7 protein-coding genes and 1 pseudogene are annotated in these 7238 nt (G+C 68.6%); 7 read left to right on the top strand and 1 reads right to left on the bottom strand.

The annotated features are described in order from the left end of the window. The first annotated feature begins 169 nt into the window (after positions 1 to 169). The 4 genes from ACFYQA_RS38870 (at position 170) to ACFYQA_RS38855 (ending at position 2938) form a co-directional block, all read left to right on the top strand. Positions 170 to 871, top strand: coding sequence for a transposase (locus tag ACFYQA_RS38870; RefSeq protein WP_388928482.1), 702 nt, complete (start codon positions 170 to 172; stop codon positions 869 to 871). 12 nt (positions 872 to 883) lie between these two features. Beyond that, positions 884 to 1585, top strand: a complete 702-nt coding sequence (locus ACFYQA_RS38865) for an IS6 family transposase (RefSeq protein ID WP_388928480.1) — start codon at positions 884 to 886, stop codon at positions 1583 to 1585. Positions 1586 to 1649: 64 nt separating this feature from the next. Then, positions 1650 to 1892, top strand: coding sequence for a hypothetical protein (locus tag ACFYQA_RS38860; protein WP_388928486.1), 243 nt, complete (start codon positions 1650 to 1652; stop codon positions 1890 to 1892). A 77-nt stretch (positions 1893 to 1969) separates the two neighbouring features. Further along, a complete protein-coding gene (locus ACFYQA_RS38855) occupies positions 1970 to 2938 on the top strand; it encodes a ferritin family protein (RefSeq protein WP_388928478.1) in 969 nt (322 codons plus the stop codon). Positions 2939 to 3032: 94 nt separating this feature from the next. Here the strand turns inward: ACFYQA_RS38855 and ACFYQA_RS38850 are convergent, their stop codons facing one another. After that, entirely contained in the window at positions 3033 to 3587 is a 555-nt protein-coding gene (locus ACFYQA_RS38850; RefSeq protein ID WP_388928476.1) for a DUF2231 domain-containing protein, read from the bottom strand. Between the two features lie 334 nt (positions 3588 to 3921). Between ACFYQA_RS38850 and ACFYQA_RS38845 the strand changes: the two genes are divergently transcribed. From ACFYQA_RS38845 to ACFYQA_RS38835, 3 genes and pseudogenes are all read left to right on the top strand, one after another. After that, a complete protein-coding gene (locus tag ACFYQA_RS38845; RefSeq protein WP_388928474.1) occupies positions 3922 to 5208 on the top strand; it encodes an IS256 family transposase in 1287 nt (428 codons plus the stop codon). Positions 5209 to 5329: 121 nt separating this feature from the next. Next, positions 5330 to 6562 (top strand): hypothetical protein, encoded by a 1233-nt coding sequence (locus tag ACFYQA_RS38840; RefSeq protein ID WP_388928472.1) that lies wholly within the window; start codon positions 5330 to 5332, stop codon positions 6560 to 6562. Between the two features lie 164 nt (positions 6563 to 6726). Next, a pseudogene (locus tag ACFYQA_RS38835) lies at positions 6727 to 7238 on the top strand (integrase); the annotation flags it as partial.

Genomic DNA, 7238 nt, shown 5'->3' with positions numbered 1-7238 from the left:
GTAAGCCGAAGCCGAAGCCGAAGCCGAAGCCGAAGCCGAAGCCGAAGCCGAAGCCGAAGCCGAAGCCGAAGCCGAAGCCGAAGCCGAAGCCGAAGCCGAAGCCGGGGACCGGGAAAGACGCGGGAACAAGGACGGCGGGCTACTGCCGCCGAACCTGATCACGGACGTGATGACCACCCACGCCGCCGTCCCCGACGTACAGGCCACCGCACCCATCCAGCAGCGACTGCGCGAGCACGGCCTGCCGCCCGGCGAGCACTACCTCGACTCCGGCTACCCCTCCGCCGACCTCATCCACGCCGCCGCCAAGCTCGGCACCGAAATGGTCACCCCCGCCCTGCTCGACCACTCCCGGCAGGCCGGGGCCGCCGAGGGCTTCGACAAGAGCGCGTTCTCCATCGACTGGAAGGCCCGTCAGGCGCGCTGCCCTGCCGGACGTACCAGCAGCACCTGGAATCCTGTCCAACAGCATGGCAGGGACGCCATCGTGGTCACCTTCGCCGCCACAACCTGCGGGAGCTGTCCCCTCCACGACCGATGCACCACCTCCCGCCAGGGCCGCCGGATGCTCACCCTGCGCCCCCGAGAACTGCACGAGACCCTCGCCGCCGCCCGCGCCGAACAACAGACCGACGCCTTCAAGGCCCGGTACAGGCTGCGGGACGGGGTGGAAGGCACCATCAACCAGGCCCTCGACATCACCGGGATGCGCAGGGCCCGTTACCGCGGCCTGCCCAGAGTTCGTCTCCAACACGCCTTCTCCGCCACCGCGATCAACGTCGTGCGGCTCGACGCCTACTGGAGCGGACACCCGCTCGACCGCACGCGCAGCAGCCACCTCACCCGGCTCAGCTACCAACTCGTGGGCTGACGCACACACGAATTGCGCACCAGAGTCCCCACTGTCCCAAAACCGAGAGATCGCAGTGTGTGGCTGTACTTCCGCTTCCCGCTGTCGTTCCGCGAGGTCGAGGAGCTGATGCTCGAACGCGGCGTCATCGTCTCCCACGAGACCATCCGCCGCTGGTCCGTGAAGTTCGGGCAGGCCTACGCCAACGGCCTGCGCCGCCGCCGGTCCCGGCCCGGGGACACGTGGCGCCTGGACGAGGTCTTCGTGAAGATCAACGGGGAGCAGACGTACCTGTGGCGGGCCGTCGACCAGGACGGCAACGTGCTCGACATCCTCGTGCAGAACCGTCGGGACAAGGCCGCCGCCAGACGCTTCTTCCGCAGCCTGATGCAGAAGACCCGCACGGTGCCACGGGTGATCGTCACGGACAAGCTGCGCTCCTACGGCGCGGCCCACCGCGAGGTGATGCCCTCCGTCGAGCACCGCTCCCACAAGGGCCTCAACAACCGGGCGGAGAACAGTCATCAGCCGACGAGGCAGCGCGAACGCGCCATGAAAGGCTTCCGCAGCGTCGGCGGAGCCCAGCGGTTCCTGGCCACGTTCAGCGGCATCTCACCCCACTTCCGGCCCCGCCGCCACCTGGTGACCGCCGCCCACTACCGCACCGAGATGACCACCCGCTTCGCGATCTGGGACCAGGTCACCGGCGTCGCCGGCCTGCCTGCCACAGCCTAAGCCCGGAGCCGGAACCCGGCCCCACCACACCGACACACCGTCAGGCACTCACATACTCAACAACGTGACAGCGCCCGCCCGGGACATCTGCCACGGCAAGCGCGGACAGATCATGCAGGTGTACCGGACGGGGCAGGAGGACCAACTCGGCGCGCTGGGGCTGGTCCTGAACGCCGCCGTCGAGCAGCTTCGTCCCCTGCCCGCCGACCAGCGCGAGCATGAGGTCCTGGGCGAGGACGTGGCCTGCTCTCCCTGCTACGAAAAGGCACATGATGACTCTGTGTATCCACTCGGATGGGTGACGTGAGGGGGCGGTGGTGTGCGTATGCGGGTGACATGAGGAGCGTTCGCACCCAGAAGGGTGCGCCCCGAAAGGAGGACATCGTGTTCCGCCATTCGACACGTACGTTCGTAGTGGGGCTGTGCGCGCTGGCCGCCACCACCGCGCCGGCGGCGCCGGCCCTTGCCGCTCCGGCCGGCGGAGCGCCCCCGGCGCCGCACACCGCCGCCCGGGCCCTGCACGCGCAGACCATCGCCGACCTGACCACCATGATGAGGGACGCGGCGTACGCCTCCGCCGTTTACGGCCTCTTCGCCGCCGAGGCCGACCGCCAGGGCCTGCCCGCCGTCGGCAAGCTCTTGTCCAGCACGGCGCAGACCGAGCTGGACAAGCACCTGCGCGAGGCGGCCATCCTGGCCGGAACCGTCGGATCGAACGCGGCCAACCTGCGCCAGGCCATCGAGGGCGAGACCTACGAGCACGAGGTCATGTACCGCGGCTTCGCCGAGCAGGCCCGCCAGGACGGGGACCTCGAGGCCGCGAAACTCTTCAGCGAGATCGCCGCGGACGAGGGCCGCCACCGCAACGCCTTCCGCACGGCCCTCGCGGTCGTGACCACCGGCCGCGGCACCGTCCCGGCACCGCCGAAGGCCGACATGGTGTCGGTGCCCGCCGGGCTGCCGAAGGTGAAGGCCGCCCGCACCAAGGCCAACCTGGACACCGCCCTGCACGGCGAGGGTCTCGCGCACGCCAAGTACATGCTCTTCGCCGCCCACGCCAGGCAGACCGGCAACGCCGCGCTGGCCCGCCTGTGGGAGGGCACGGCCGAGGTCGAACTGCGGGAGCACTTCGCCGGTGAGGCGGTGCTGGCCGGTCTGGTGCGCGACACCAGGGAGAACCTGCGCATGGCCGTCACCGGTGAGCGCCGCGGGGCGACCATGGTGTACCCGGGGTTCGCCGAGCGGGCCACCGCCGTCGGTGACAGCGCCGCCGCCCGCTTCTTCCGCGACACCGCCGCGGACGACGCCCGGCACGGGGCCGCCTTCCAGAAGGCGCTCGACCAGATGGGCTGACCGCCCTGGCCACCCTTGGATGGCCGCACGCAGCACGCGAGGCAGTCCGACCGGCCGACGCCTCACACAGGCCGGCCGGACTGCCTCCGGCGCGTCACCGCCCGGCGCCGGACCGACTCGTCGAGAAACGGCCCTGCCAGGCCGCCTTCGCACCCGAGTCACCGATCCGGTACACCTGGATGACCGCGCCGACGGCCACCACCAGGGCGATCACCAGCATCACGACGCGCACCGAAACAGAAGAGGCCGACCGGGCCACGGCGGACGCCCCGCCCCCGGCGGGGCTGCCGACCTCCCCGCTGCGGTCTCGTTCCCGGCGGAGGCCGACGCGGCCGAGCAGCCAGACGGCGACCGTCAGCACGAACAGGGCGATCGCCAATGGAGTGAGACCGGACCCCATCTCGGCGTGCTCTTCCACCAGCGCACTCTCCCGCACCCGGTCCTCCAGCCACTCACCGGATTCGGTGGTCAGCACCACCAGGACAAGAGCGACCAGCCCCATGACCGGCAGCACCCAGCTGAGCCTGCGGGCCGCCGAGGACCACAGTGCACAGACCACGAGCGCCAACGCCGTCAGCAGGACCAGCACCACTGCGCCGTGAACGAAGAGAGGATGGCCGGGAAGGCCGTTGATCAGCCCAACATCCACAGGGCCTCCTCCGACGGGTACGTAAGGAACAATCGCCCAAAAATCTATTGCTTCCGGCATTCTGTGACAGATGCGTCCGCGGGCAGGAGGCGTGCGCGCATATGGAGCAGTGGCCGAGGTGCACCATCACCGTCGCGCCTGCCGAGTCCCCAGACTCCGAATGGGCCGTGAGGGCACTGCCACGTTGGCTGACAGTGGTGATGTGACGTGGTGACGCTGCTGGTGGGCCTGACCCCTTGGCTGACTGACGTTTCGACTGTCCTGTTTGGGATTTGTCGGCGGCGTCGGGTCTGTACCGTGAGCGGTGTAACTCCCGAGCTGGAAGCGACAGTTGATGACTGGCGTGACGAGTGACATCGAGGCCGGGGAGGCCGCTGTGGGTGCGACGGACACCGTGGATGACGGGCTGGTCGCCGAGCTGGTGGCCCGGGCCCAGGCCGGTGGGGTGAAGCTCACCGGGGAGGGCGGCCTGCTGCAGCAGCTGACCAAGCGAGTACTGGAGTCCGCCCTGGAAGGCGAGCTCACTGATCATCTGGGGCACGAGCCCGGCGAGCGGGCCGAGGGCGGTCGGGAGAACTACCGCAACGGGCACCGGGCCAAGACGGTGATCACCGAGTCGGGGCCGGTCGAGATCGTGGTGCCGCGGGACCGGGCCGGGTCGTTCGAGCCGCAGCTGGTCAAGAAGCGCCAGCGGCGTCTGGGCGGGGTGGACGAGATGGTCCTGTCGCTGTCGGCGAAAGGGCTGACGCACGGGGAGATCTCCGCACATCTCGCCGAGGTGTACGGCGCGGAGATCTCCAAGTCCACGATCTCCACGATCACTGACAGCGTGATGGCCGGCATGACGGAATGGCAGAACCGTCCGCTGGACAGCGTCTACCCGGTCGTCTTCATCGACTGCGTGAACGTGAAGGTCAGGGACGGGCACGTCGCCAACCGGCCTGTCTACATGGCGGTGGCGGTCACCGCCGAGGGGCACCGGGACATCCTGGGCCTGTGGATCGGTGACGGCGGTGAAGGCGCAAAGTACTGGCTTCAGGTGCTGACCGAGATCAAGAATCGCGGCGCGGCCGATGTCCTGATGCTGGTCTGTGACGGCCCAACCGGCCTCCCGGACGCCGTGAACACCGTCTGGCCTGCGACGATCGTCCAGACCTGCGTCGTTCACCTGCTGCGGAACAGCTTCCGTTACGCGGCCCGGCAGGACTGGGAGAAGATCGCGAAGGCGCTCAGGCCCGTCTACACCGCGCCGACCGAGGAGGCCGCCCTGGAGCGGTTCGTGGAGTTCACCGACGCCTGGGGCCGGAAGTATCCGGCGATCGTCCGGCTCTGGGAGGCCGCCTGGGCGGAGTTCGTGCCCTTCCTCCGGTTCGACGTGGAGATCCGCAAGATCGTCTGCACCACCAACGCGATCGAGAGCATCAACGCGCGGATCCGCAAGGCCGTCCGCGCCCGCGGGCACTTCCCCACCGACCAGGCCGCCCTCAAGTGCGTCTACCTGGCCGTCATGAGTCTGGACCCGACCGGCACCGGACGCAAGCGCTGGACCATGCGCTGGAAGGCCGCGCTCCAAGCATTCGACATCACCTTCGACGGCCGGCTCACCGCCGGACGCCACTAAAGAAATCCGACCGAGTTCCACCGTTCCCTACACAGACCCTGTCAGGGGCCAGATCCTCTACAACCACGTCCACCACGCGCAGCTGCCCGCCGAACAGAAGAGGCCGTTCGCCGACCGGACGGTGTGGCAGCCCATCGTCGAGCACCACAACTTCAGCCCCCGGCTGATCGAGGAGACGCTCCGGCTCGCCGCCCGGCAGGAGCAGGACGTCGCCGCCGCCGTACGGAAGAACCTTGACGATCCCCGCCGCATCTGGGAACGGATCGTGGAGAACGATTTGACCGACGAAGCGGTGCATCTGCTCGAAGTCCTCTTCACCCTGCGCACGGCCACACTGGATACGCTGAGCGAATCCTGGTCCTGGTATCGCAAGGAGCGTGGGCTGGAGGCAGACGTCCGGACCTTCCACCGGGCGCTGCAGGTGCTGGACGGCACGATGGTCGCCGTTGAGCAGCACGCTGTGTCCTTCCACAATCCGTCGATCGCGGACTACCTCCGCTTCCATCTCGACGCCGGGCGGGCCCCGATGGCTGCGCTCCTGGGCGCGCTGGTCGACCCGGTGCAGATTCACAGCCTGATCGACGCGGCCGGAATAGCGGACGGGGCCGGCATTCTCGCGCAACTCAAGGCGGAAGCCGCACGGACCGAGTCCGCGGTGCTGGAGACGGCGGAATTCGTCGAGTGGTCACCTGAAGTCGCAGACGAGAGCGAGGCGTCCAGCCTCCAGTGGATCCTGGAGGCTGCCGAGCTGCTGGACTCCGCCCCGCTGGCGGCGCATGTCGTCAAGGAGAGGGGCCCGGACCACTGGCACGTCGAGCACGTCGAGCACCTCGTCAGTCTGGTGCATGCCATGGCAGGCAGCCGGCTCATCGCCCAGGAGGACGTGGCGCGCTTCGCCGGTGAGGTGGCGGACGCAATCCGGCTGGAGCTGGCGGAGCAGGTGGAGGACGGCGACTGGTACGGGGCCATCGGCCTCTATGAAAACCTGAAGGAGATTCCCGGCGGCTCGCTGAGCGGCCCCTCTCTGGAGGCTCTCGTCGAGTGCGCGCTCGAGGCGCTTCACCTGGTCGCCGGCGAGGATGAGTCCTTGTTCGACGCTCATCCGTTGGACATGCTGCTGCAGTTCCTGTTCGACCAAGGCTATGAAGGTGGCGCGGACGACGAGTCCGCTGAGGACTTCGCCACCGTTCAGAAGCTGGTCGACCGGTTCGCCAAGCTCCGTAAGGTGCCACGCTTCGCGCCCCGTCAGGAGACCGCCGCACCAGGCCCGTACAGCGACGAGGAGCGGGACCGCGAGGTCATCACCGAACTGATGAAGGGGCTGAGAGACCCGGACATCACCCCCGGCGTATAAGAGGTCCTAACAAAGGCGTTGGACGTGTCGGTGGGTGATGAGGCAGGTCGCGAGGCCGAGAAAGGCTTCGTGAATGTCGTCGCGCCGTGTACCGCTCGGAAAGTCATCGCTGCAGGTGCGTACCCATGTCCTGGAGCGTCGGTAGCAGCTGGGATGCTGTCGTGGTGATCGTCTCGCTGCTGTACAGGGTGACCCGGAAGCTGCTGGCCGTCCCCGGCATACTGCTGCGCCGCGACACCACGAAGGAAGCTGAACTGTTCGTGCTGCGGCACGAGAACACGGTCCTGCGCCGCCAACTCGCAGGACCGGTGCGCTACGAGCCGGCCGACCGGTTCTGGTTTGCTGCCCTGTCCTCGCTGATACCGCGCCGTCGCTGGGCGCAGGTCTTCCCGGTCCAGCCCGGCACCGTACTGGCCTGGCACCGCAGGCTGATCACGAAGAAGTGGGACTATTCCAAGCGCCGCGGCCGCACCGGGCCGACCCCCGACCCCGGCCGCGCTGAAGAAGCTCGTCCTGCGCCTGGCCGAGGAGAATCCGAGGTGGGGCCATCGCCGGATTCAGGGCGAGCTGGCCCGGCTGGGGGGGACCTCCCCCCGGGTGGTGGACACCCTGACCTCCGGCCCCGGTGGGGGCCGGGAGAGGGTGACCGATTATGGTGATGAAGGTCTATTCGCCC

It is taken from the genome of Streptomyces sp. NPDC005774 (assembly GCF_042871645.1).
Classification (GTDB): domain Bacteria; phylum Actinomycetota; class Actinomycetes; order Streptomycetales; family Streptomycetaceae; genus Streptomyces; species Streptomyces pratens.
This window is presented reverse-complemented; position numbering and strand designations above follow the sequence as displayed.